General features: G+C 65.7%; 17 protein-coding genes. 11 read left to right on the top strand and 6 right to left on the bottom strand.

Annotated features, from left to right (window positions below; translation table 11 throughout):
• The first annotated feature begins 1 nt into the window (after position 1).
• Positions 2-1,348 carry a TolC family outer membrane protein gene (locus tag P0M04_RS13525; RefSeq protein ID WP_259449777.1) on the top strand — a complete coding sequence of 449 codons (1,347 nt, stop codon included), beginning with the start codon at positions 2-4 and terminating at the stop codon, positions 1,346-1,348.
• Between the two features lie 230 nt (positions 1,349-1,578).
• Positions 1,579-2,193 (top strand): DUF4214 domain-containing protein, encoded by a 615-nt coding sequence (locus P0M04_RS13530; protein ID WP_259449778.1) that lies wholly within the window; start codon positions 1,579-1,581, stop codon positions 2,191-2,193.
• 21 nt (positions 2,194-2,214) lie between these two features.
• Here the strand turns inward: P0M04_RS13530 and P0M04_RS13535 are convergent, their stop codons facing one another.
• Positions 2,215-3,153, bottom strand: a complete 939-nt coding sequence (locus tag P0M04_RS13535) for a sulfurtransferase (RefSeq protein ID WP_281042413.1) — start codon at positions 3,151-3,153, stop codon at positions 2,215-2,217.
• A 126-nt stretch (positions 3,154-3,279) separates the two neighbouring features.
• Here P0M04_RS13535 and P0M04_RS13540 point away from each other — a divergent pair, with 126 nt between their 5' ends.
• Positions 3,280-4,413 (top strand): acyltransferase family protein, encoded by a 1,134-nt coding sequence (locus tag P0M04_RS13540; RefSeq protein ID WP_259449780.1) that lies wholly within the window; start codon positions 3,280-3,282, stop codon positions 4,411-4,413.
• On the opposite strand, the gene P0M04_RS13545 is transcribed toward P0M04_RS13540, so the two are convergent.
• Positions 4,391-5,614 (bottom strand): hypothetical protein, encoded by a 1,224-nt coding sequence (locus P0M04_RS13545; protein ID WP_259449781.1) that lies wholly within the window; start codon positions 5,612-5,614, stop codon positions 4,391-4,393. The genes P0M04_RS13540 and P0M04_RS13545 overlap by 23 nt on opposite strands.
• 232 nt (positions 5,615-5,846) lie before the next feature.
• Between P0M04_RS13545 and P0M04_RS13550 the strand changes: the two genes are divergently transcribed.
• From P0M04_RS13550 to P0M04_RS13560, 3 genes are all read left to right on the top strand, one after another.
• Positions 5,847-6,725, top strand: coding sequence for a MipA/OmpV family protein (locus P0M04_RS13550; RefSeq protein WP_259449782.1), 879 nt, complete (start codon positions 5,847-5,849; stop codon positions 6,723-6,725).
• An 83-nt stretch (positions 6,726-6,808) separates the two neighbouring features.
• A complete protein-coding gene (gene dnaE, locus P0M04_RS13555; RefSeq protein WP_259449783.1) occupies positions 6,809-10,303 on the top strand; it encodes a DNA polymerase III subunit alpha in 3,495 nt (1,164 codons plus the stop codon).
• A gap of 178 nt (positions 10,304-10,481) precedes the next feature.
• The gene (locus P0M04_RS13560) at positions 10,482-12,101 is read left to right on the top strand and encodes a methyl-accepting chemotaxis protein (RefSeq protein ID WP_259449784.1); all 1,620 of its coding nucleotides are present in this window, start codon (positions 10,482-10,484) and stop codon (positions 12,099-12,101) included.
• Here the strand turns inward: P0M04_RS13560 and P0M04_RS13565 are convergent.
• Positions 12,052-12,861: a glycosyltransferase family 2 protein gene (locus tag P0M04_RS13565; RefSeq protein WP_307734406.1), complete on the bottom strand. Its 810-nt coding sequence runs from the start codon at positions 12,859-12,861 to the stop codon at positions 12,052-12,054. The two genes, P0M04_RS13560 and P0M04_RS13565, sit on opposite strands and share 50 nt — an antisense overlap.
• Positions 12,862-12,943: 82 nt before the next feature.
• On the opposite strand from P0M04_RS13565, the gene P0M04_RS13570 reads away from it, so the two are divergent.
• The 3 genes from P0M04_RS13570 to waaF are packed head-to-tail and all read left to right on the top strand — an operon-like array spanning position 12,944 to position 16,975.
• Positions 12,944-14,191: an O-antigen ligase family protein gene (locus P0M04_RS13570; RefSeq protein WP_259449786.1), complete on the top strand. Its 1,248-nt coding sequence runs from the start codon at positions 12,944-12,946 to the stop codon at positions 14,189-14,191.
• Positions 14,184-15,914, top strand: coding sequence for a lipid A export permease/ATP-binding protein MsbA (gene msbA, locus P0M04_RS13575; RefSeq protein ID WP_259449787.1), 1,731 nt, complete (start codon positions 14,184-14,186; stop codon positions 15,912-15,914). The genes P0M04_RS13570 and msbA overlap by 8 nt, the downstream gene beginning before the upstream one ends.
• Entirely contained in the window at positions 15,911-16,975 is a 1,065-nt protein-coding gene (gene waaF / locus P0M04_RS13580) for a lipopolysaccharide heptosyltransferase II (RefSeq protein WP_259449788.1), read from the top strand. Before msbA ends, waaF begins: the two co-directional genes overlap by 4 nt.
• A gap of 1 nt (position 16,976) precedes the next feature.
• Here waaF and P0M04_RS13585 read toward each other — a convergent pair whose 3' ends face one another.
• Both P0M04_RS13585 and P0M04_RS13590 read right to left on the bottom strand, forming a co-directional pair.
• Positions 16,977-17,918: a VirK/YbjX family protein gene (locus P0M04_RS13585; RefSeq protein WP_259449789.1), complete on the bottom strand. Its 942-nt coding sequence runs from the start codon at positions 17,916-17,918 to the stop codon at positions 16,977-16,979.
• 241 nt (positions 17,919-18,159) lie between these two features.
• The gene (locus P0M04_RS13590) at positions 18,160-20,403 is read right to left on the bottom strand and encodes a family 1 glycosylhydrolase (protein ID WP_259449790.1); all 2,244 of its coding nucleotides are present in this window, start codon (positions 20,401-20,403) and stop codon (positions 18,160-18,162) included.
• Between the two features lie 141 nt (positions 20,404-20,544).
• On the opposite strand from P0M04_RS13590, the gene P0M04_RS13595 reads away from it, so the two are divergent.
• Positions 20,545-20,829 carry a hypothetical protein gene (locus P0M04_RS13595; RefSeq protein ID WP_371877322.1) on the top strand — a complete coding sequence of 95 codons (285 nt, stop codon included), beginning with the start codon at positions 20,545-20,547 and terminating at the stop codon, positions 20,827-20,829.
• A gap of 108 nt (positions 20,830-20,937) precedes the next feature.
• A complete protein-coding gene (locus tag P0M04_RS13600) occupies positions 20,938-22,032 on the top strand; it encodes a serine hydrolase domain-containing protein (RefSeq protein WP_259449791.1) in 1,095 nt (364 codons plus the stop codon).
• A 1-nt stretch (position 22,033) separates the two neighbouring features.
• On the opposite strand, the gene P0M04_RS13605 is transcribed toward P0M04_RS13600, so the two are convergent.
• On the bottom strand, positions 22,034-23,545 hold the full coding sequence (locus P0M04_RS13605) for a class I adenylate-forming enzyme family protein (protein ID WP_259449792.1): 1,512 nt from the start codon (positions 23,543-23,545) through the stop codon (positions 22,034-22,036).
• Between the last annotated feature and the right edge of the window lie 22 nt (positions 23,546-23,567).

The raw sequence follows: 23,567 nt of genomic DNA on the forward strand, positions 1-23,567 counted from the left end.
CGTGGTAGGTACGATGATGAAACGCGGCGTCGTGGCGCTGGCCGTGGCGCTGGCTGCCGGACAAGCAGGAGCGGTCACCCTGCAGCAGGCCTACGAGGCGGCGCTGAAGAACGACCCGACCTACCGCATGAGCTTCTACGACAAGGAGGCGGCCCAGGAAAACCGCATCATCGGCCGGTCTTACCTGATGCCCAGCGTGTCGGCGAGCCTGTCGAGCAGCCGCAACGTCGCCGACATCGACAATATGGGAACCGACATCCTGGGCCGGCCGGCGCGGAGCATCACGCATCCCCGCTACATCAGCCGCTCCAACGTCGTGCAACTGCGCCAGCCGATCCTGAACCTGGACGGCGTCGCCCGCTACCGCCAGGGCAAGGTGCAGGCCCAGCAGGGCGAAGCCGCGTTCGCGGCGGGCACCGACGAGGTCACGGTGCGCGTCGTCAGTGCCTACATGGACGCGCTGTTCGCGGACGACCAGGTGGCGCTGTCGAAGGTGTCGCGCGACATGTACCTGGAGATGATGAAGGTGAACCAGCGCCTGTTCGAAAAAGGCGAGGGCACCAAGACGGACATGCTGGAAACCCAGGCCCGGCTCGACCTGGCCGAAGCCCAGCTGACGGAGGCGAAGGACAATGCCGTGGCCGCGCGCGAAACGCTGGCCGGCATCATCGGCATGGATCCGGGCCCGCTCGACCGGCTCGGCGACGGCTTCAAGCCCGCTACCGCCCAACCCGGCACGTTCGAGGACTGGGAAAAGATCGCGCGCGAACACAATCACGAACTGGCGGCCGCGCGCCTGGCCACCGAAAACGCCCGGCTCGACATCGACCGCAACCGCGCCGGCCACTACCCGCGTGTGGACTTCGTCGCCGCGTATAGCAAGGGCGACGCGGAATCGATCAACACGTACACCCAGAATACGGTGAACCGGACGATCGGCGTGCAGGTCAGCATTCCGATCTACCAGGGCGGCGCGATCAATGCGACCACGCGCCAGGCGGCCGCGAACTATGCGCGCGCCCAGGCGGATGTGGACGCGCGCACGAGCAAGGTCCTCGTCGAACTGCGCAAGGCGCACAGCCTGGTCATGTCCAGCGTGCACAAGATCGAGGCGCTGGAAAAAGCCGTTGCTTCCGGCAAGCTGTTGATGACTGCCACCGAACAGAGCATCAAGGGCGGGGTGCGCATCAATCTCGACCTGCTGAACGCCCAGCAGCAGTTGTACACGAGCCAGCGCGACCTGGCCCAGGCCCGCTATACCTACATGATCGGCCTGTTGCGCCTGCGCGCGGCGGCCGGCACGCTCGACAGCAGCGCCGTGCGCGAAGTGGCTGCCTACTTCCGCTGATCCGATCCGCGCGTCTGACGAAGCCCTGCCGCTCATGCGGCGGGGCTTTTTTTATGCGCAAACCGATGCTTCGGACTGTGCGGTATCTAACTCATGTTGACCGCCAGTTTCCTAGAAAAATCTTTTTCTATTCAATAACTTACGCACGTTACACATCAGTTTGGTGCGCCCATCTTTAAGCAATTGGGGTATATTTTTTTACCACTTAACCCATTGCAGAGGAGCCCATCATGGCGACAGCGACCGAAACAACAGTGCAGAAGCTTTACGTGGCGTATTTCAGCCGCCCGGCGGACGTGGCGGGTCTGGCGTACTGGACGAATATCCTGGCCAGCAATCCGGACGGCTACCAGATGATTTCGGCGAACTTCGCCTCGTCGGCGGAGTACAAGGCCATGTATGCGGGCCAGGACAACCGCGCCGTCGTCAGCACGGTCTACGAGCACCTGTTCGGTCGTCCCGCGGAAACTGCCGGTGTCGATTACTGGGCCAAGATGCTGGACCAGAAAGTGATCACGGTCGACAACGTCGTCACCCAGATCGCGGCCGGCGCGCAAAGCACGGACAAGATCGCCTACGACGGCAAGGTGGCGGTGGCCGCCGTGTTCACGGAGCACCTGGACCTGGCATCGGAACAGGCAGCGTATGCGAAGCCGGCCGGCATGAAGGTCGCCTCCGATTACATTGCCAGTATCAAGGACCTGCTGTCCGCCTCGCTGGCGCGCGATCCGGGCAATATCGACATCACGATCGACAAGATGGTGTCGGCTGCCGCCACCGGTACCGATGGCCATGCGCAAGTCGTCGGCGTGTCCGACGCAGGTTTCACGCCGCTCCACGGCTGAGCGTCGCGCCCCGTACACGGTTCATTGCACGCGAGCCGCGTGAATGACAAAAGTAAAAGGCACTACCGCGGTAGTGCCTTTTTGCTGGAACTCAGGCGGCGGCGCCGTCTTCGGACATGTGGTCCGCGCGCTCCTTGCCCCCGCGCAATGCGGACACGACTTCCCGACGACATATTCCGGCGACAACTGCTGGCGCGGCGTCACGACGGCGCGGCACGCGAAGCACTGCACGGTCTCCGTCGGCTCCAGCTTCGGATTGAGGGCGGTACGGTAGTCGAACACGAAGCAGTCGCCCGAGTAGTGGTCGCCGCCCACTTCCTCGAAATACTTCAGGATGCCTCCATCGAGCTGATAGACGCGGTCGTAGCCGATGTTCTGCATGTGGATCGCGGCTTTTTCGCAACGGATGCCGCCCGTGCAGAACGTCACGACGGTCTTGCCTTTCAGCTCATCCTTGTGTTTCTCGACGACGTCCGGGAATTCGCTGAATTTTTCGATGCGGTAATCGAGCGTATTCTCGAACGTGCCGACGTCGACTTCGAACGCGTTGCGGGTTTCCATCATGACGACGGGGACGCCGTCATCGTCATGGCCCTGGTCGAGCCAGCGCTTGAGTGTCTTCGGCGCCACGGACGGTGCGCGGCCCAGTTCCGGCTTGATCAGCGGCATCCGCATCGTAATGATTTCCTTCTTGATGCGGACCAGCATGCGGCGGTGCGACTGTTCATTCGACACGCTTTCCTTCCATTCCAGGTCGGCCAGGCGTGCGTCGCTGCGCACCCATGCCAGGTACTGGTCGATCTGTTCGCGCGGGCCGGACACGAACATGTTGATGCCTTCCGGCGTCAGCAGGACGGTGCCTTTCAGGCCCAGCTCGTTGCACAGCGCCTGGTATTGCGGGCGCATCTCTTCGAGGTTGTCGAGGCTGACGAACTTGTAGGCGGCGATATTGACGTGCATGATCGTTAATGCGGAGGAACGTGAAATGAAGCCCTCTATTATAAGACAGCTGAGCCCTGAAGACGTCATCTTCGCGGCAATTGGCATTACAATGCTTTTCTTTCGCGCAAGCCTTCCGGCCCTCCCATGCAATCGCTGAACCTGCAATACAACCCGCGCATCGACCAGTTGCGCTGGCTGGCCGCCACCATCGTGTTCCTGTTCCACTTTCACCTGGAATACCGCGGGCTGGGCGGGACGCCGCTGGTCAGCAACTGGGCGGCGCTGATCACGGAAGGACATACGGGCGTCGGGCTGTTCTTCACCCTGTCGGGCTTCCTGTTCATGCAGATCGCGCTCGCGCAAAAGACCATTGTCTACCGCGATTTCGTGCGTAACCGCGTGCTGCGCATTGTCCCGCTGTTCCTGACGATCTTTCTCGTGGCCACGTCGATCGGCCGCGACAACTTCCAGCCGCAGGACATCCTGTACCTGTTTGCGACCAACCTCGGCCACGCGCCCACGTCCGGCACGGTGATCACGGGCGCTGCCTGGACGATCTCCCTCGAATTCCTGTTCTATCTCGTGTTTCCGTTCCTCGCGCGCTTCGCGCTGGAGCGGGGCAAGCGCTACCTGCTCGAACTGCTCGCGCTGATGGCGTTTTTTAAACTGGCCGCGTACACCGTCAACGACAACAGCACGCTGATGTATTTCTGCACGTTCGTCGGCCGTTTCGACCAGTTCCTGATCGGCATGCTGGCGGCGATGCTGTACCAGCAATACCAGCCTGCGCTGCAACGCCTCGCGCCATGGCTGCTCATGGTGGCGGCCGCGCTCGTCGTGTGGGACACGGCCGCGATGCACCGCCTGGCCCCGTTCGGCGCAACGCCGAAATCGTCGTTCTGGATCTTCTGGTCGATGGCGGAAAGTACCGGCTGGGCCTTGTTCATCGTCGCGTGGGTCGGATTCCGCCCGCGCCTGCCGGGACCGGTGGAGCGCGTGCTGTGCCATGGCGGCAAGGTCAGCTTTTCGTTCTACCTGCTGCACATGGGCCTGCTGCACCTGCTGGCGCAGCGCGTCGGCCTCGTGCATCCGACCGGCCGCGGCTGGCTCGACGCCGCCATCATGGTGGCCGTCAGCTATGGCGCGACGTGGGCGCTGGCGACGCTCAGCTATAACAGCATCGAGGAACCGTTCCTGCGCATGCGCCGCCGCTACGGCGCGCAGCGCGGCGCAGCGGCGGCGGAACTGGAATCGATCAGAACCAGTAGCCGAGATTGAGCGTCAGCCCGCGGGTGACGTTGCTGCGCACGTAAGAGACGCCGGCGCGCAGGAAGCTGTGGCGGTTGGTCGCATTGCGGTTGGTGCCGACCGTCACGCCGATTTCCTGGCTGTTGCTGACGAAAGGTTTGTCGCCCAGGTAGCGGGTGTCGATCAGCGAGAATTCCGCCGCCGTGTCGCTGCCGAAGATGGTCGTCGGGATGGATGCCATCAGGCCGTTGCGCGTCATCTTCAGTTTGATGTCCGGGTCGAACGAATAGTCGCCGCTCCGGAACTTGCCCGTCTTGTACAGGGCGATCATGTTGCCAACCGCGAGATCGAAGCCGTTCATCGGGATGACGTACGTGCTCATCAGCGAGCCGGATGCGACGGTGGACACGGTGGCGCGGTCGAGCGATGCGACGGCGGAGTAGCGCACGCCCGGCGTCAGCGTCCAGTGGTCGCTTACCGGGAGGCGCACTGCGACGCCGATGCCGAAGTTGTAGGCATGGGCGTTGCCGGTCTTGGCATCCATGATCGGCATGCTCAGCACGACCTGGCGGCGCGCGTCACTGTCACTCCGGTACGTGTAGGACAGGGGCAGGCTGGTGGTCTTGACCTGTTCGCCGCCACCGCTCACGTTGTAGGTCGAATAGCCCAGGCCGACGCCGATCAGGTTGTTCGGCGTCCCCGCCGTGCCGCCGGTGGCGATCTTGCTGGCCGTATCGAAGCCCGTATTGAAGTCGGCGGTGCCGAGCATCGGGATCAGGCCTCCGGCACCGGTCAGGGCGCTCGAGGCCGAATGCTTCGCTTGGTAGCGCAGGATCTTGCCCAGGATGTCCGATTTTTTCAGGAATTCGACGAGTTGCTCTTCCGATTCATCGCGCGTTGCGCCCGTGAAAGAGCCACTCATGCCCAGTTCCGGGAAGGCATAGCTCAGCGTGGTGGACGTGGTGGTGTAGCGCAGGACGACGTTGAGGTCGTCGAAGCGGCCCTGGGCCTGGGCAACCGAGTTCTGCGAGTAGCCGCTATTGCTCAGCGTGAAGTTTTTGGCCGAATCGATGAACGCGTCGACATTCGACGCGCACAGCGTTTTTCCTGTGGAGCCATTAACGTCCGCGCGAAAACCGAACGATTTCTGGCAGTCCAATTGTTGGGCGTGCGCCGGCAGCACCACGGTGCCGGCCAGTGCGACGATAAGAGTCGTTTGCTTCAAATGCATTACTTTAACCCCTAGTTAATAATTGTTGTGGTGCAGCATTATATTTACTGAAATGGCAATGTTGGTCATAATTTAATACCGACTGTTGTTATTTGGTCACGATGTTTGGTTGTCGCGTTCGTCGGGACAAAGTCGATTCATAAAAGTTCGATGGCGCATATGAGCCGCCGCAAACGACCGTATTGACGTCTCCCCTTAGGATGGTTCGCATCTTTCCACCGAGGGGTGAATCATGACGAAGCCAACGTTGTTCAAGGCCGGTCTCGCGATGTCCGGCGCCTTGCTGTTCGCGGCGCATGCGGGCGCGCAGGAAGTGATCCCGGTCGAGATGCCGCAGGAAATCAATATGGTGGGGGCGGGCGCGTTCGGGTTGCCGGACTTTCCCGGTTCCGAGGATTACCATCCCGAAGGGGCCGGTTTCCTGCATGCGAACTTCGGCAACGGCATGTGGCTGCGGGTGATCGGGCCCGAAGTCAAGCTGAACGTACTGCCGTCCGACATGAACCTGCCGGAGACGTTTGCCCAGCTCAAGAGCCTGCGGGCCGGCTTCCTGTACCGGGCGCGGCCCACACGCGACACGGACGTCGACGATGCCATCGTCCGCCAGATGCGCCGGATTCCGGCCGCGTCCGAGCTGGGCATCTTTGCGAGCTACGATATGCCGATGTCCGGCGATCCCTTGCACAAGATCGTGTTCAGTGGCGACGTCGCGTGGAACACGAACAACCTGTACACGGGTGCCACCGGCAGCATCAAGGCGACGTATTTCTATCCGTTCCCGCAAGGCCTGGGCGGGCGGCCGCTGCTCGGTTCGGCCGGCTTCAGCCTGTTTTTCGCGAGCGACCATTTCAACGACCGTTATTTCGGCATCAACGGCGCGGATCTCGCCGCCTTCCCGGAGCGGGGCGGGACGCCGTACCGGGCCGAAGGCGGGCTGACGTCGATCCGGGTCCCGTTCCAGCTGACGTCGCAGTTCGACCGGCACTGGGGGCTGACCCTGGCCGGGCGCTATGAACGGCTGCTGGGGGATGCGAAGGACAGCCCCATCGTGGACCGGCGCGGGAGTCCGAACCAGTGGGTGTTCGGCGGGGCCATCAACTATGCATTCTGAGATCACGCATCGGCGTCTTGTCAAGAGCATCACCGTGCCTGGATGCAACCCTCCGATTCGGCCGTCCGAGGTAAAATGACAGGATGACTTCACCGATCTTCACCCACCTCCGCGTCCATACCGAATACTCGATCGTCGACGGCCTCGTCCGCATCGACGACCTCGTGGCTGCTGCCGTCAAGGACCAGCAGCCGGCGGTGGGTGTCACCGACCTGGCCAACGCCTTCTGCCTCGTGCGCTTCTATAAGGCGGCGCGCGGCAAGGGTGTCAAGCCGATCGTCGGGGTCGATGCGTGGATCACGAACGACGAGAACCGCGACAAGCCGTTCCGCCTGCTCATCCTGTGCAAGAACAAGACGGGCTACCTGCAGCTGTGCGAACTGGTGTCCAAGGCGTGGCTCACGAACCAGTACAAGGGCCGGGCCGAGATCCGCGTCGAGTGGCTGGAAGCGCTGGCGACCTCCGTCTCCACGCTGGAGCCGGACGTGCCGCAATCGAACGGCCTGATCGTGCTGTCCGGCGCGCAGTTCGGCGACATCGGCCAGGCCATCGACAACGGCGACCTGGACAAGGCCGAGGCGTGCGCACGGCGCTGGGCGCAGAGCTTCCCCGGTCACTTCTACGTGGAGATCCAGCGCGCCGGCCAGCCGAACCAGGAACAGCAGGTGCGCCATTCGGTGGCGCTGGCGAACCGGCTCGGGCTGCCGGTCGTCGCGACGCATCCGGTGCAGTTCATCAGCAAGGACGAGTTCATCGCCCACGAGGCGCGCGTCTGTATCGCCGAGGGCGAGATGCTGGCCAACGCCAAGCGCGTGCGCCGCTTCAATGAGGGCATGTGCTTCAAGTCGCAGGCCGAGATGGCCGAGCTGTTCAAGGACTTGCCGGGCGCGCTCGCCAATTCCGTGGAAATCGCCAAGCGCTGCAACGTGACGCTCACGCTCGGCAAGCCGCAGCTGCCGAATTTCCCGACGCCGGGCATGACGATCGATGAATTCCTCGTCGCGGAAACGAAGAAGGGCCTGGAAGAGCGTCTCGTCGAGCTGTACCCCGACCCGGTGCAGCGCGAGAAGGAGCGCCCGCGCTACGAAGCGCGCCTGGAGTTCGAGAACAACACCATCATCAAGATGAAGTTCCCGGGCTACTTCCTCATCGTGGCGGAGTTCATCCAGTGGGGCAAGAACAACGGCGTGCCGATCGGCCCGGGCCGCGGCTCCGGTGCGGGTTCGCTCGTCGCGTACGCGCTCAAGATCACCGACCTCGATCCGCTGAAATACAACCTGCTGTTCGAACGTTTCCTGAATCCGGAACGCGTCTCGATGCCCGACTTCGACATCGACTTCTGCCAGGAAAAGCGAGAGCTGGTGATCCAGCACGTGAAGGACCTGTACGGGCGCGACGCCGTGTCGCAGATCGCCACGTTCGGTACGATGGCGGCGAAGGGCGCGATCCGCGACGTGGGCCGCGTGCTCGATTTCGGCTACAACTTCTGCGACGGCATCTCGAAACTGATTCCGTTCAAGCCGGGCAAGCAGGTGTCCATCGCCGAGGCGATCGAAGAAGAGCCGATGCTGAAGGAACGCCTCGAGAACGAGGAAGAAGTGAAGCAGCTGATCGAGCTCGCGCAGCAGGTCGAAGGCATCACCCGCAACATCGGCATGCACGCGGGCGGCGTGCTGATCGCGCCCGGCAAGCTGACCGACTTCTGCCCGCTGTACACGCAGGGCGGCGACGCCGGCGTGGTGTCGCAGTACGACAAGGACGACGTGGAGGCGGCCGGCCTCGTGAAGTTCGACTTCCTGGGCCTGACCACGCTGACCATCCTCGACCGTGCCGTCAACTATATCCGCGCGCTCGATCCGGCCGACAAGGATTTCGAGCTGTCCAAGCTGCCGCTGACGGACCGGCCGACGTACAAGCTGCTCACCGACGCGAAGACCGTCGCCGTGTTCCAGCTTGAAAGCCGCGGCATGCAGGGCATGCTGAAGGATGCGCGTCCCGACCGCTTCGAGGACATCATCGCGCTCGTGGCGCTGTACCGTCCGGGCCCGATGGACCTGATTCCGGACTTCTGCAAGCGTAAGCACGGCGAGAAATTCGATTACCCGGACCCGCGTACCGAGTCGATCCTGTCCGAGACCTACGGCATCATGGTCTACCAGGAGCAGGTGATGCAGATGGCGCAGATCGTCGGCGGCTACTCGCTGGGCGGCGCGGACATGCTGCGCCGCGCGATGGGCAAGAAGAAGGCCGAGGAAATGGCCGAGCACCGCGCGATCTTCCGCGCCGGCGCCGCGAAGGACGGCCTGACGACCGAAAAGGCCGACGAGATCTTCGATCTGATGGAGAAGTTCGCGGGCTACGGCTTCAACAAGTCGCACGCGGCCGCGTACGCGCTGCTGTCGTATCACACGGCGTACCTGAAGGTTCACCACACCGCCGCGTTCATGGCAGCCAACATGTCGCTGGCCATGGAAGACACGGACAAGATCAAGATCCTCGTCGAGGACTCGATCGACATGTGCAACCTGACGATCCTGCCGCCGGATGTCAACGAATCGCAGTTCCGCTTCACGCCGGAAGGCCCGCCGCCGTCCGTCACGGGCAAGCCGGTGAAGAACATCCGCTATGGCCTGGGTGGCGTGAAAGGTGCGGGGCAGGGCGCCATCGAGGCGATCATCGCCGCGCGCGAAGAGGGCGGCAGGTTCAAGGATCTGTTCGACTTCTGCAAGCGCGTCGACCGCAAGCAGATCAACCGCCGCACGATCGAATCGCTGATCCGCGCGGGCGCGATGGATTGCTTCGGCGTCGACCGCGCGATCCTGCTCGCGTCGGTCGCGTTCGCGATGGAAGCGGCGGGCCAGGCGGCGGCGGCGGCGAACCAGGTCAGCCTGTTCGGCGGCGACGATTCCGATCTCGTCGCGCCGCCGGACTACGTGAAGGCAACGCCGTGGACGGACCGCCAGAAGCTGGCCGAGGAAAAGACGGCGCTGGGCTACTACCTGTCGGGCCATATGTTCGACTCGTACGCGCAGGAAGTGCGCCGGTTCGCCAAGACCAAGCTGAAGGACCTGGAGCCGTCGCGCGACCCGCGCATGCTGTGCGGCGTGATCACGGGCGTGCGCACGCAGCTCACGCAGCGCGGCAAGATCCTCATCGTATCGCTGGACGACAAGTCCGGCGTCGTCGAGGTCACGATCTACAACGAGCTGTTCGAACAGCACAAGAACATCTTCCGCGAGGACGAGTTCCTGCTCGTCGTGGGTAAAGTGTCGGAAGACCGGTTCAACGGCGGCCTGCGCATCACGGCCGAGAAGGTGTTCGACATCGCGACGGCGCGCATCCAGTACGGCCACAAGCTGGAGATGGACGTGGCGTGCACGATCGCACCGGCGAAGCTGGCCGAGATCCTGCAGCCGTACCGCCACGAGAACGGCCTGCCGGTCAGCCTGCGCGTGACGCCGCAGGGCATCCCGTGCACCCTGCAGCTGGGTGATGCCTGGCGCGTGGCGCCGTCGGACGAACTGAAATACGCGCTCGAGCTGCACCTCGGCGCGAAAGAGGTCGCGGTCGAGTACTGAACGCCATCGGGCGGCGCAACAATACGCACAAGGCAAGACACTTTGCCAACTGCGTTGTAGCGCCGCCGCGTATTGGTGGTCGAAATATGGTTATTTAGGTGTAATTGCACTTTTACCATTGAGTTTGATCCGCTCCCGACGGTAAATATTGGTCTACGGAAATCCCAGGCTGACCAATATGAAAATTACATTTCGCCAAAAACTCTTCCTTCCCTTGTTCCTGAGCTGGATCTGCCTGCTGGCCGTGTTCAGCGTGCACGCCCTGCAAAGCCGCGCGCTGCGTCTCGAGGAACGCAAGACCCAGTTGTCCAATGCCGGCGAGATGGCCGCGTCCATCGCCAAGGAATACGCGGCCCTCGCCGCCGCCGGCACCTTGCCGCTCGACGAGGCGAAAAAGCAGGCGCTGGCGCGCACCCGGGCGCTGCGCTTCGGTACCAGCGGCTACCTCGTCATCTACGACGACAAGGCCGTGCTGATGCATCCGATCAAGCAGGAACTGGTCGGCACCGCGATCGACCAGACCGTCGATCCGGAAGGCCATAAACCCTACGTGGACGGCATCGCCTCCACCCGCGCGAACGGTGCCGGCTTCATCGAATACCTGTGGGCCAAGCCGGGTTCGCAACAGCCCGAGCCCAAGCTCACGTACATCCAGGCGTATCAACCGTGGGGCTGGTACGTCATGACCGGCCTGTACATCGACGACCTCGATCACGCCTTCCACGCCCAGCTGGCCGGCGCGGCCGGTTGGCTGGTCGTGATCGGCGCGCTGCTCACGGCGCTGGTCTGGGCGGTGGTGCGCAGCGTCGAGCGCTCGATCGGCGGCGATCCGGAAGATGCCGTCGCGGTTGCTCAGCGCATCGCGGCCGGCGATCTCGGCATGGACGTGCCCGTGCGCGCCGGTCTTGATGCGAGCCTGATGGCCGCGATGAAACGCATGCGCGACGCGCTGGCCGGCATCGTCGCCGACGTGCGCACGGGCACGGACCTGATCGCCACGGCATCGCGCGAGATCGCCAGCGGCAACCTGGACCTGTCGAGCCGCACGGAAGAACAGGCCAGCTCGCTCGAAGAGACGGCCGCGTCGATGGAAGAATTGACGTCGACCGTGAAGAACAGCGCCGAGAACGCACGTGAAGCGAGCCGTCTCGCCGATTCCGCCGCCGAGGTGGCGGGCCGCGGCGGCGAAGTCGTCGCGCGCGTGGTCGATACGATGGCGTCGATCAACGACTCGTCGAGCAAGATCGTCGACATCATCGGTGTCATCGACGGCATCGCGTTTCAGACGAATATCCTCGCGCTGAATGCCGCGGTGGAAGCTGCCCGCGCGGGCGAGCAGGGCCGGGGCTTTGCCGTGGTGGCGAGCGAAGTACGCAACCTCGCTCAGCGTTCCGCCACGGCCGCCAGGGAAATCAAGGCCCTGATCGGCGATTCCGTGGCGCGCGTGGACGATGGCGCCAAGCTGGTGGAGGAAGCGGGCGCGACGATGCAGGAGATCGTCGCCAGCGTGAACAAGGTCAGCACGATGATCGGCGCCATCAGCAACGCCACGCAGGAGCAGGGCGAGGGCATCGAGCACATCAACCAGGCCATCGCCCAGATGGACCAGGTGACCCAGCAGAACGCGTCGCTCGTCGAGGAAGCGGCGGCGGCGTCGGAAGCGATGCAGGAGCAGGCCGCGAAGCTGGCGCAGGTGGTCAGCGTGTTCCGCGTCGAGGCCGCGGCGCCGGCCGATACCCGCCGGTCCGCTATTGCGCCGGCTGCGCGTGTTCGCGCAACCCGATCGTTGCCTGCGTAACCTTGTTAGCGGCGCGTTCGAGGACGACCTTGCGGTTGCTGGTCTCCTGATCGCGCTGCGCCTCGCGGTGCCACAGGTGGAATACCTCGGTGGCGAAGGCGCCGTCCTTGCGCCGCACGCCGGCGTGGAACAGCCGCACGACGAGGTCGGAATCTTCATGGCCCCAGCCCGTGAAGCTCTCGTCGAACCCGTTCACCTTTTCCAGGTCGCTGCGCCAGACGCCCAGGTTGCAGCTCTTGATGCGCCGCCAGGTGAACTTGCGCGACGTGCGGCCCAGGTCGGGCCAGCGCAGCCCCAGCGGCTGTAAAGTCTTGTTCAGATCGCCCCGCAGCCGCCATTGCAGGCGCCTCAGCGCCGACGTGGCGGTCACGTCGATCCCGTCTTCCAGCACCCGGCGCGTCAGCGTCTCCGACATCAGGATGCGGCTGCCCGACACGAGGCAGCCGGGTTCGGAAAGCTTTCGATGGCGCGCGATGAAATCGCGTTGGGGAATACAGTCGCCGTCCAGGAAGATGATGTAGTCGCCCGTGGCGGCCAGGGTGCCGCGGTTGCGCGCCATCGCGGCGCGAAAACCCAGGTCGGGTTGCCAGACGTGGCGCAGAAGCACCGGTGACGCCACGGCGAGCCGCTCCACGCAGGCACGCGTGTTGGCAGTCGAGCCATCATCAGCGATAATGATTTCGAAATTCTTGTCGTTCTGCATAAAACATGCCCGCACCACCGCCTCCAGCGCGTCTGGCCGGTTATAGGTGGTGATCACGACCGAGATTGTCTGTGCGTGAAGCATAAGGTCCAGTGTACACTGCCGTATTCAGGGGCAAGAGTATCCCACAAGAACATCGATGAACAGCAATCCGACGAACACGAGGGAGCCGATGCGGGTCTGGATCGGCGCCCTGGCCTTCCTGTTACCCTTTTTGAGCCTCGTCACCTCGTTCGGCGTGAATCTTGCGAGTTTCCTTTTCCTGGCCAGCGCTTTGATTTTCTTCAAACCGAGCCGTGATGCGCTCGTGCGCCACTGGCCGCAGGTGCGCTGGGTCGTGTTAGCCTTTCTGCTGCACTTCCTGTTCGTGCTTGCCTGCGCGCTGTTGCGCGGCGAGCGGCTGAGCGTGCAGGAAAAGCCGTTGCGCATGCTCCTGTCCGTCAGCGCGCTGGTCCTCGTCGTGGCCGTGCGCGCACCGCGCCGGGCGCTGTGGTGGGGTGCGAGCGCGGGTGCGGTGGCGGCGCTGCCGTTCATCGCCTGGCAGCGCCTCGTGCTGCACATCGAGCGGCCGGGCGGATTCATCAATTCGATCACGTTCGGCGACCTGGCGATGCTGCTGGGGCTGCTGTCATTGGCCGGCGCGATCGACATGCGCGACCGCCGGCGCGACGTGCTGCTGGCCGGCGCCGGCGCGCTGGCGGGACTCGCCGCGTCCGTGCTGACCGGCACCCGCGGCGGCTGGGCGTCGCTCGTCCTGGCGGCGCTGGTGCTGGGGCGCCACGCGGGCCGGATCGACGGCCGCCGGGCGCGTGCACTGCTGGCCGCCGGCGTGGCCGTGCTGGCCGCGGCCTGGTTCACGCCGGCGCTGGGCGTGCAGGAGCGCTTCGCCGAAGGCGTGCACGAAGCGCGCGCCTGGTACGAGGGCGGCACCGTGTGGACCAACGTCGGCACCCGGCTGGAATTGTGGAAAGGCGCCGCGATGCTGATCCGCGAACACCCGGTGCTGGGCATGAGTTTCGACGCCTGCCGCCTGCGCCTGGCCGAGTATGCGCAGGCCGGCCGGCTCGATCCGATGGTGCTCGAGCTCCCGCACCTGCATAATGACGGGTTGCAGGCGCTCGCGACCGGCGGCGTCATCGGCTTCGTGATCTGGGCCGCCACGCTGTACGCGCCCCTGCGCTTCTTCCTGCGCCGGCTGGCACAGGATACGGAACAGCGCGGACCGCAGTTCGCGGTCGCGCTCGGCGGGGTGTTCGTGGTGCTCGGCTATGTCGGCTTCGGGCTGACGGAAGTGATTTTCTGGTCTATGAAGGGCAGTCTGTTCTATGCGCTCATGGTGTTTTTGCTCATGGGCTTCTGCCTGAATGCGAAAGAAAAAATTGGATAACAGTGTCATCATCAAGCGCCTGTGGGCGATCCTGAAACCCTATCGCGGGCGCGCCTTCCTGTCGCTGCTCGCGATGGCGTTGACGGCCGCCACCCAGCCGCTCCTGGGCGAAGCCCTGCGGCTGTTGATGGACAAGGGCTTCAATAAAAACGTGCAATTCAGCCTGTGGTGGATCCCGGGCGTGCTGGTGTCGATCTTCGTCCTGCGCGGCATCGGCACGTTCGCCACCGCCTACTACAACAACTGGGTGCTCTCGCGCGTGCTGAACGACTTGCGCGCGCAGGCCTTCGCGCGGCTGCTGCGCCTGCCGGTCGCGCGCTTCCACGAAGAGTCGACGGGCAAGGTGATCAACACCGTCGTCGGCGACGTGCGCCAGGTCGTGGACATGATCAACTCCGTGTTCATCTCGTTCGTGCGCGACGTCCTCGTCGTGATCGGCCTGCTCGGCTCACTGCTGTGGCTGAACTGGAAGCTGACCCTCGTCGCCATCGTCGTCGTGCCGCTGACCGCCGTGATCGTGCGTACCACCAGCCGCCGCCTGCGCCACCTGAACCGCGAGAACCAGCGCGTGACGGCCGAGATGACGCAGGTCGTCGAGGAAGCGGCGCGCGGCCACCAGGTGATCCGCGTGTTCTCCGGCGAGCGCTACGAAAACCGCCGCTTCTACCTGCGCAGCGAAGCCCTGCGCGGCTTTTCGCAGCGCATGACGGTGGCCTTCGCGGCCACGACGCCCGTGACCCAGATCGCCACGTCGCTCGCGCTGTCGCTCGTCGTCGTGCTGGCGCTGCGCGCCGACATGACGGTGGGCGAGTTCACCAAATTCGTCACCCTGATGCTGATGCTGCTCACGCCGCTGAAGGCGCTGGCCGAAGTGAACGGCCCGATGCAGCGCGGGATCGCCGCGGCGGAGACCGTGTTCGACCTGATCGATGCGCCCGTCGAGCACGACCCGGGCACCCGTACCATCGCGCGTGCGCAGGGCCACGTGCGCTTCGAGCACGTGAGGTTCCGCTACCCGAACGCGCAGTCGCCCGCGCTGGACGACGTGTCGCTGGAAGTGAAGCCGGGCCAGACCGTCGCGCTGGTCGGCATGTCGGGCGGCGGCAAGTCGACGTTCGTGAACCTCGTTACGCGTTTCTACGAACCGGAAGCCGGCCGCATCCTGCTGGACGGCATTCCGTACCAGGACATCCAGCTGCCGTCGCTGCGCGCCCAACTGGCCCTCGTAAGCCAGAACGTCGTGCTGTTCGACGACACGCTGCGCGCCAACATCGCCTACGGCGTCGAGCACGTCGACGAGGCGCGCCTCGCGGCGGCCATTCACGCCGCGCATCTCGACGACGTCGTGGCGCGGCTGCCGGAAGGCGTCGACACGATGATCGGCGAGAACGGCATGCGCCTCTCGGGCGGCCAGCGCCAGCGCGTGGCCATCGCGCGCGCCATCTACAAGGATGCGCCGATCCTGATCCTGGACGAGGCCACGTCGGCGCTGGACAATGAATCGGAACGCGCCGTGCAGGCCGCCCTCGACACGCTGATGGCCGGCCGCACCACGTTCGTGATCGCGCACCGCCTGTCGACCATCGAAGGCGCCGACCTGATCGTCGTGATGGAACATGGCCGCATCGTCGAGCAGGGCACGCACGACGAACTGCTGGCCCAGGGCGGCATGTACGCCAACCTGTACCGCCTGCAGTTCACCGCTCTGGTGGAAGAGACATGACCACGGAACGAGACGAGCGCGACCGCACACTGGTCATCTCGCCGAACTGGATCGGCGACGCCGTGATGGCCCAGCCCCTGCTGCGCCTGCTCAAGCAGGCCCATCCGGAACGCGCCATCGACGTGCTGGCGCCGCCGCAGGTGGTGCCCGTGTGGCGCCGCATCCAGGAGGCGGACGACATCCTCGTGACGCCGTTCCGCCACCGCGCGCTGCAGCTGGGCGAACGCTGGCGTTATGCGCGGATCCTGAAGGAGCGCGGCTACAGCGACGCCTACGTGCTGCCCAATACCCTGAAATACGCGCTGATCCCGTGGCTCGCGCGCATCCCGCGCCGCATCGGCTACAAGGGAGAAATGCGCTACGGGATGGTCAACGTCATGCACCATGACGAGAAGCCGCGCCGCTCGATGGTGCCGTTCTACGCGGCCCTCGCGCGCGAGCCCGAGGTGCCGCTGCCGGGCAAGCTGGTGCGTCCCTACCTCGTCGTCGGCGGAGAAGAAACGGAACAGGTCGGCAAGCGTCTCGGCGTGGACTTGTCCCGCCCCCTCGTCGCGTTCGCACCCGGTGCCGAATTCGGCATCGCCAAGCGCTGGCCGCCCGCGTACTACGGACAGCTTGCCGCGAAGGTCGTCGACGCCGTGCCGGGCGTACAGGTGGTGCTGCTCGGTTCCCCGAACGATCGCGAGACGTGCGACCAGGTCCTGCGGCATGTGGGCGTGGCCGGCGGGGCGGTGCGCAGCCTGGCCGGCCTGACGTCGCTCGACGACGCCATCGCGCTGCTGGCGCGGGCGAGCGCCGTCGTCTCCAACGACTCCGGCCTGCTGCACATCGCGTCGGCGCTGAACCGGCCGGTGGTGGCCCTGTACGGCTCGACGGATCCGGATTACGCGCCGCCGCTGTCGGAAGTGGCGCGGACGGTGTCGCTGCGCCTGGAATGCTCGCCGTGCCGCAAGCGCGAGTGCCCGCTCGGGCATCACGACTGCATGAACAAGATGAGTGTGGAGAGGGTGTGGAGCGAGCTGGTGCCGATCCTGGTGCCGGCCAGCGCCGTTCGCGCGTAACCTACCGGGCTCTCAAGCCTTCACATACAGCGTCGGCGAGCTTGCTCACGACTTCATGCCGCTTGCGCGCCTCCGACCGCTTCTTCGACGGGATGCTGTCCAGGTCCGGCGCCGCCACCGGCGCGCAGTCGAGTTCCCAGTCGCCGTCCGCTCGCCTGCGGGCGCCCAGTTCTTCCCACAGCTGGTCGTAGTCGGCCAGCACGCGGCCGTTGCGGATCGCCTTGTAGATCACGCGGTTGCGGTTCGACACCATCACCATCCGTTCGCAGCCGTACTCGTGGCCCAGCTGGCGCACGAGCGTCGCCATCAGCTGTTTCGGGCGGATGCCGTGCAGGTCGCGCGTGGCCGTGCGGATCGCCTCGCGCGCATCGCTCGTCTTGCCGCCCTGGATGCAGCCGATGTTGACGGCCGGGCGGCCATCGCGCGGCGCCACCGTGAACGCCACCGTATACAACGCTTTGTCGTCCTGGGTCAGTTGCAGCACCAGTTCGCCCTCGCGGTCGAACATGTTCACGGTGCGCAGCTGGATCTGGTAGGGCAGGCCGCTTTTACCTTCCGCTTCGGCCAGCACGACGGGACCCAGGCTGGCGCGCGCCAGCACCTGGCCCAGCCCGTGACGGAACATGACATCGTAGTGCGCGCGGATCGCGTCCAGCCGCGCGCCGGCATCCAGCGCATGGCTGATGTACGGGCGGTAGATCTTGTACAGGAAGCGCGGGCAGTTGCGCACGTATTCCGAGAACGCCGGATGCGAGTTGAGCAGGTGCAGCCACTGCGGCGTCTGGCGCGGGTGCAGCGCGGCACGCATGCAGATCTTGGCGTATTCGCGGGTGGACTTGAAACCCGCCAGGTGCGGCGGCACGGCCGAGCGCAGCGTGACGGAAGGGATGGCGGAGGCGATCAGCCGCTCGGCCCAGCCCTGTTCTTCGCGATAGAGTTTCATGCCGGCCGTCCGGCGGCGGCGTGGAGGGAAAGCGGGCGGTAGCCTGCGTACATACCGGTCACCGCGGGTAGCGGCTGGCGAAGGAAGTCGGACATGTAGTCACACCTTGGTTGCGTAAAGTAACGCTAAGTAACGTAGTGTAACTAAAGAAATTCCGCCGGTAAATACACCTTGATAAGATTAATGTAGCGGTAACACAGCCGCACGCGGAGGCGCGCGGCTGTGTGTCATCCAGCGTGGATCAGCTGGCGTAATGCGCGTCGTTCGCCCGTTGCGCGACCAGTTCGCGGTCGCGCAGGTAGCGGGCCAGCGCATCGTCGAACGACGGCAGCAGCAGGCCGCGTTCGCTGCTCATCGCGCTGTTGCGGGGACGGGCGGCGCGCAGGCCGAGTTCGACGGTGGTGCGCTCTTCCAGCCGGCTGGCGTCCACGCCGGCCGCCGCGCACGCCTGGCGCGCCAGGTCGGCCCAGCTCATCGCGGCGCCATTGGTCAGGTGCCAGAGGCCGCATTCGCGGTCGATCAGCAGGTCGAGGCAGGTATTCACCAGGTCCGGCACGTACGTCGGCGACACGACCTGGTCGGCCGCCGCGGCGAACGGCCGGCCCGCGTCGAGCGCGTCGAGGGCTTGCGTGACGAAATTGTGCTCGTCCCACGGACCGAAGAAGGCGCTCGTGCGGATGACGAGGGCCTGCGGGTCGGAATCGAGCACGCGCCGTTCCGCGTCCGCCTTGCTGCGGCCGTACACGCCCAGCGGCGAGGCCTTGTCGGATTCCACGTACGGGCGGTCGAGGGTACCGTCGAACACGAGGTCGCTGGAGAAGGTCATGAAACGCAGCGCGTGGCGGATGGCGGCCAGCGCCAGCACGGTCGGGCCGTGCGCGTTCTCGCGCATGCAGCGGTCGATGTCGCCCTCGGCATCGTCCACGCGCACGTAGCCGCCCGCGTTGATGATGGCCCACGGCTTGAAGCGCACGATCGCCGCCTCGACGGAGGCCGGATCGGCGATGTCCATCTCCTGGCGCGTGAGCACGTGGTACGCGAGGTTGCGCCGCTCGCAGATGCGGGCGAAGGCGCGGCCCAGGGTGCCCGTCGCGCCCGTGATCAGGATCGGCTGCGGGAAGGTCGAGCGGAACGCGCCGCGCTCGGCGATGTCGGCGACAGCGGTGCGGGTGGCGACAGGCTTCGCGAGGAAGCGGCCCGGACGGCGCCACCAGCCCTGGCCCTGCAGCACGGGGTGCGAAAGCGGCCGGCCGCTGGCCAGTTCGCGCATCAGGTTCGCAACCGCGGTCGGACGCGGCTGCGGGCCGCGCACGTCGAACGGGCCCGGCTCGTAATAGCCGCGGCATTCGGTGACGAGGCAGTTCCAGTCGAACGAGCCGAGCAGCGCCCACACGGTGACGGCGCGGATGTCGGCGCCGCCCTGCTGGACCTTCTTTGCGGCGTTCCAGATCTCCACGAGCCAGCGCAATTGATCTTCGCGGTTGGCGTCGATGTGCGCCTCGGTGACGGCGACCGGCAGGCCGTAGCGGTCCCACGTTTCCTGCAGCAGCGGGCCGATGCCGGGCGTCGGCGTGGCCAGCACGCGCGGGCATTCGATGTCGGCGTGCGGGACGCCGCGGTAATTGGTGCGGTGGCTTTCCGGATAGCGTTCGACGCGGTGGTCGAGCCAGCGCTCGCTCGTGATGTAGTAGTTGACGCCGATGATGTCCGGCGGGCAGGTATTGTCCTTGAACCACAGGAGCTCGTCGGCGCCGGCGCCGTTCTCGAGCAGATAGTCCCACAGCGCGTGGCCGGGGTCGATTTTCCCGCACAACATGTCCCACGCCAGCCAGCGGCGTTCGTTGAAGAAATTCGCGATCTCCGCCATCTCCGGCGTGCCGTAAGTGCGCGACAGGTCGTCGGTCTGGACGAGCTTCGCGTTCGGGTTGACTTCGCGGATCGCGCGCATCGACAGCACGACGGCGCGGCACTGGTTGATGAGGGCGCGGATGAAACCTTGTTCGCTCGTGTCGTGCGGATACCAGACCCCGTTGAGGCCGGAGAAGCGCGCGGTCGTGCACGGTTCGTTGACGGGCGTCCAGTACTCGACCCAGGGATAGCGGCGCGCGACGGCGCCGGCGTATTCCGCCAGTTTCTCGGCGAAGTCGGGGGACACGAGGCTCGTGTGGCGCGGGCCGCTGCCGTGGTGGACGAGGCCGACGATGGGCGTCACGCCCAGTTGCTGCAGCACGGGCAGGCGTTCGTCGGACCACGACCAGTCGGCCGAGTCGATGCCGTCGGGAGCGGTGCGCTCCCACAGCACGGGGTAGCGGATGGCGCGGATGCCGAGCGAAGCGAACCGCTCCAGGTCCTGAAGCCGTTCGGCATGTCCGTTGCGTTCCATTTGGGAGAAGTACTGATCGCGTACGCGGTTGACGGTGCATTCGAGGCCGCCCCAGAGCTGGAGTGGCGAGCTTGCTGGCTGGATATGGTTGTTGAGATTCATGTGCATGTCCTGCTGTTGATCCAAGGTGTAAGCCTAGACGCCGATGCCGGCTTCTTGTGTGGGATGGCGAACATATAGGCTCGATTTAGGACAAGTCCTACGTACTATCGGTCTTTGCTATAACGCCTGGACGTGTACGTCTTGACAGACCATGCGGGCGCCCACACGATGCAGGCAGGAGGACGCACGATGTATATGGTCTACTGGACGATCGAAGAAGATGGGCGCCAGGCCCCGCACGCGCAGCCGTTCGACACGACCGCGATGGTCGAGGCAATGCGCTTCATGGAAGACCTGCGGCGGCGCCAGCGCGAAGGCGAGGGCGTGCGCTTCGTGACGATGTGCTCCGAGCACCCGGACGTGGTCGGGCATCCCGGGGTGGACGTGACGGGGCCGGCGTACAACTGGAAGAAGAGAAGACGCTGATTTCGACGGCCTGGCGTACGAATCGGGCGTTCCGTCGCAATGCCGTCGAGCCGGGCATCCCCTTTCGCTACAGTCCCGCTATCGAGGACATGACGAAAGGACGGCACGATGCAGAGCGCACAACGACGACGCGCCACGGCCCTGTTGCTGGCGCTGCCGCTGCTGGGCGTGTTCAGGGGCGCGCAGGCGGCCGATGCCATTGCCGATGCGGCCGCGGGCTTCATGGCCGACCCGCGCGCCGCCGGCCTGTCGGTCGGCGTGATCCGGGCCGGGACGGCATCCACCCACCACTACGGGCGCCCGCTTCCCGACGACCGCACGCTGTATCCGATTGCCTCGCTGACCAAGACCTTCACGGGCACGCTGCTCGCGCAGGCGCAACTCGACGGCAGGCTGGCGCTGGACGACGACATCCGCCGCCACCTCGACGGCGACTATCCGAACCTGGCGTTCGAAGGCCAGCCGATCCGCATCCATCACCTGGTCAACCACGTGTCCGGCCTGCCGCGCCTGTTGCCGGACATGCCGGACGGCCCCGGCGATATCCCTTATCCCCAGCGCCTGCGCGCCTTTGTCGCCGGATCGACCCGCGCCGGTTTTTACGCGGCGCTGCACCGTGTCGAGTTGACCGCGCCGCCGGGGACGCGCTTCAGCTATTCGAACGCGGCGGCGCAACTGGCCGGCGACATCCTGGAGCGGATCTACGGGGCGCCGTTCGAGACGCTGGTACGCACGCGTATCGCCGCGCCGCTGGGCATGCCTGATACCTGCATCACGTTGACGGCCGGGCAGCGGGCGCGGCTGGCCACCGGCTACGAAGGGGGCGTGCCGCAACCGGATTTTCCGAACCAGATGCAGGCCGCCGGCGCGCTCAAGTCGACCCTGGCGGACATGCTCGCCTATGCCCGCTGGCACCTGGCGGAACAGGATCCGGCCGCGCGGCTCGCCCACCAGCCGACAGACCGCGCCGACCGCTACACGGCCGGCCTGAACTGGCAGATCCAGCGGCCGGGCGGGCGCCGCGTGCTGTTCCAGGACGGCACGCTGCCCGGTTACGCCAGCATGCTCGTCCTCTACCCGGACAACGGCATGGCCATCGTTGTGTTGTCGAACGAAATCGATGCCGGCACGGTGGGGCGCCTGCGCACGCTCGTCAACGGCATCGCCCAGGCGCTGGATGCGGAGGCGCCGGCCGTGCCCTGATTCAAGCCATCCCTTTGAGGACGTGCTTGAGCACCTTGCCGTTCGCCGCCGCCGGCAGGGCATCCATCATGACGATGCGCGCCGGCCGTTTATAGGGCGCGAGCCGCTCGGCGGCCCACGCGCGCAGCTCGGCTTCCGACGGCGTGCGGCGCGGATCCGGCTGCACGAAGGCGACGACTTCCTCGTTGCCGTCGGCGACCAGGCGGCCCACGACGGCCGACTGCGTCACACCAGGGTGCGCGTTCAGCACGGTCTCCACTTCCAGCGGATAGACGTTGAAGCCGGACCGGATGATCAATTCCTTCGTGCGTCCGACGATGAACAGCGCGCCGTCCGGGTCCTGGCGCGCCATGTCGCCCGTGTTCAGCCAGCCGCCGGGACGCAGCCCCGCGGCGGTCGCTTCCGGATTGCGGTAATAGCCGCGCATCAGGTTCGGCCCGCGCACCCACAATTCTCCCGCCGCGCCGCCGGCGACGTCCCGCCCGTCCTTGTCGACGACGCGCACCTCGACGCCGGGAATCGGCAGGCCGACGGACGTGTCGGACCGCGGCGCGTCCAGGCGGGTCTGGCTGACCGTGGGCGCGGCTTCCGACAAGCCGTAGCCGTTGTGCAGCGGCACGCCCAGCAGGCGCTCGACGGACGCCTTCAACGCCGGATCGAGGGGCGAACCGCCGGCGTAGGCGAAGCGCAGGCGCGTGGGCAACGGTCCACTGTCGCCGACATGCTCCAGCAGCCGCGCATACATCGCGGGCACGCCCTGCACGATCGACAGGCCGTCGTCGCGGATGGCCGCGAGCATCCCTTCGGGCGTGAAGCGGGGCGTCAGGTGCAGGCAGGCGCCGGCGCTGAGCGTGCCCAGCATCACCGACGTCAGGCCGTACACGTGCGAGATGGGCAGCACGCCCCAGGCATTGTCGGCCGGCGTGAGACCGCGCAGCCCGCTGGACACGGCGGCCACGAACAGCAGGCTGCGGTGGCTCAGCATCACGCCTTTCGGCTTGCCCGTGGTGCCCGTCGTGTAGAGCAGGGCGGCGACGTCCGTATCCTGTTCGGGTGTGCAGTCGTCGTTCAGCGGACCCACCATCAGGCCGTCGTCGAACGTGGCGCCCGCACGTGCCGCGTGCGCCTCCGCTTCCGGCGACACGGCCGCCGTGTACACCGCGAGGCGCGCGCTGGCGTGGTCCCGGATCGCGTCCAGCTCGGGCGCGGTCAGGCGCGGGTTGACGTTGACGATCCACGCTTTGAGGCCCGCCGCGGCGAAGATGAGCGCGATCTGGTCCGCGCAGTTTTCGCTGGCCAGCAGTACGCGGTCGCCGGGACGCACGCCTCGCGCGCGCAATTGGTCGGCGCGGCGGTCGACGAGGTTTGCCAAATCGCGGTACGTTAGCGTACGGCCGGCGTCGACGAGGGCGGGTGCGTCGGGTGTGCGCGCCGCCGCGTTGCGCAGGATGGAGTCGATGCGGGCGTCGATACGGGCGGGAAGCGAGGCCAGCAGGGAGTGAGTGTCAATCATGGACGCCCTTGAGTTTCCAACA

This window comes from Telluria mixta (assembly GCF_029223865.1).
Lineage (GTDB): Bacteria > Pseudomonadota > Gammaproteobacteria > Burkholderiales > Burkholderiaceae_D > Telluria > Telluria mixta.